The sequence below is a fragment of the Microbacterium sp. zg.Y909 genome, assembly GCF_024626565.1.
Genome location: NZ_JANJFJ010000605.1, coordinates 1 through 1,762 on the forward strand (window position 1 = coordinate 1; position 1,762 = coordinate 1,762).

The following is a 1,762-nucleotide window of genomic DNA, read 5'->3' on the forward strand; positions in this document are numbered from 1 at the left end:
ATCAACGGCGGACGCGACGAGGTCAGCGGCAAGCAGATCACGCCCCTGCTGCCTGCGGTGACCGGTGACGTGCTGGAGTACGACGACGTGCGCGAGAAGTTCCGCACGACGATGGAGTGGCTCGCCGAGACCTACGTCGACGCGCTCAACTGCATCCACTACATGCACGACAAGTACGCCTACGAGCGGCTCGAGATGGCGCTGCACGACCTCGAGGTCATGCGCACCATGGCCTGCGGCATCGCCGGCCTGTCGGTGGCCGCAGACTCGCTGTCGGCGATCAAGTACGCCACCGTCCGCCCCGTGCGCGACGAGACCGGCCTGGTCGTGGACTACGAGGTCGAGGGCGACTACCCCACCTTCGGCAACGACGACGACCGCGTCGACGACATCGCCCGTGACCTCGTGAGCGAGTTCATGGAGATGCTGCGCCGCCACCCCACCTACCGCAACGCGGTGCACACCCAGTCGGTGCTGACGATCACCTCGAACGTCGTCTACGGCAAGAAGACGGGCAACACCCCCGACGGACGCCGCGCCGGTCAGCCCTTCGCCCCTGGTGCCAACCCGATGAACGGACGCGACACCCACGGCATGCTGGCGGCGGCCCTCTCGGTCGCGAAACTCCCCTTCGAGCAGGCGCAGGACGGCATCTCGCTCACCACCACGGTGGTCCCGGCCGGCCTCGGCCGGACCGAAGAGGAGCGGGTGCACAACCTCGTGGGCCTCCTCGACGCCCAGATGGTCTCGGGCGGCTACCACCTCAACGTCAACGTGCTCACGCGCGAGACGCTGGAGGATGCCATGGAGCACCCGGAGAACTATCCGCAGCTGACCATCCGTGTCTCCGGATACGCGGTCAACTTCGTGCGACTGACGCGCGAGCAGCAGCTCGACGTCATCAGCCGCACGTTCCACACGGGAATCTGACTCCCGTGTCTGCCATCCTGGTGCCGGCGCCCGATGCCGCACGCCCTGACTCCGACGGACGTCACGCCCACCTCGAAGCTGTTCGGGCGGGTCGCGTCGCGAGCGTGCACTCCTGGGAGCTCGTCACTTCCGTGGACGGTCCCGGCACCAGGATGACCCTCTTCCTCGCCGGATGCCCGCTGCGCTGCCAGTACTGCCACAACCCCGACACGTGGCAGCAGCGCGACGGCATCCCCACCGAGGTCGACGATGTGCTGGCGCGCTTGCGCCGGTACCTGCCGGTGTTCAAGGCCACCGGCGGCGGGCTCACCATCTCGGGTGGCGAGCCCCTGCAGCAGCCGGCGTTCGTGACGCGACTGGCCCGCGAGGCGAAGGAGCTCGGCATCCATGTCGCCCTCGACACCTCGGGCAACCTCGGACGCAACGCCTCCGACGCCCTGCTGGACGACCTCGGCATGGTGCTGCTGGACGTGAAGTCGGGCCTGCCGGACACGTACCGCGAGGTGACCGGCCGCGAGCTGCAGCCCACCATCGACTTCGGCGACCGCCTGGCGGCCAAGGGCGTGCCGGTGTGGATCCGGTTCGTCCTCGTTCCGGGTCTGACCGACGCCCCCGAGAACGTGGAGGCCGTGGCTGACATCGTCGAGCGCTGGCCGAACGTCGCGCGCGTCGAGGTGCTGCCGTTCCACCAGATGGGCACGTCGAAGTGGGAGCGCCTGGGCATCGACTACGCCCTGGCCGACGTGCAGCCGCCCGAGGCGGACCACGCCGAGAGCGTGCGCGATCGCTTCCGCGCGCGGGGTCTTCAGACCTTCTGACCCCCGGCGATCAG

General features: G+C 68.9%; 2 protein-coding genes. Both read left to right on the forward strand.

All coding sequences use genetic code 11. The features are described from left to right. Window positions 1-930, forward strand: a 930-nt coding sequence (locus NQ160_RS23340; RefSeq protein ID WP_306854117.1) for a pyruvate formate lyase family protein, incomplete at its 5' end; no start/stop codon positions are given. Window positions 931-935: 5 nt separating this feature from the next. Then, window positions 936-1,748 (forward strand): pyruvate formate-lyase-activating protein, encoded by an 813-nt coding sequence (pflA, locus tag NQ160_RS23345; protein ID WP_374113710.1) that lies wholly within the window; start codon window positions 936-938, stop codon window positions 1,746-1,748. Window positions 1,749-1,762: the final 14 nt, after the last annotated feature.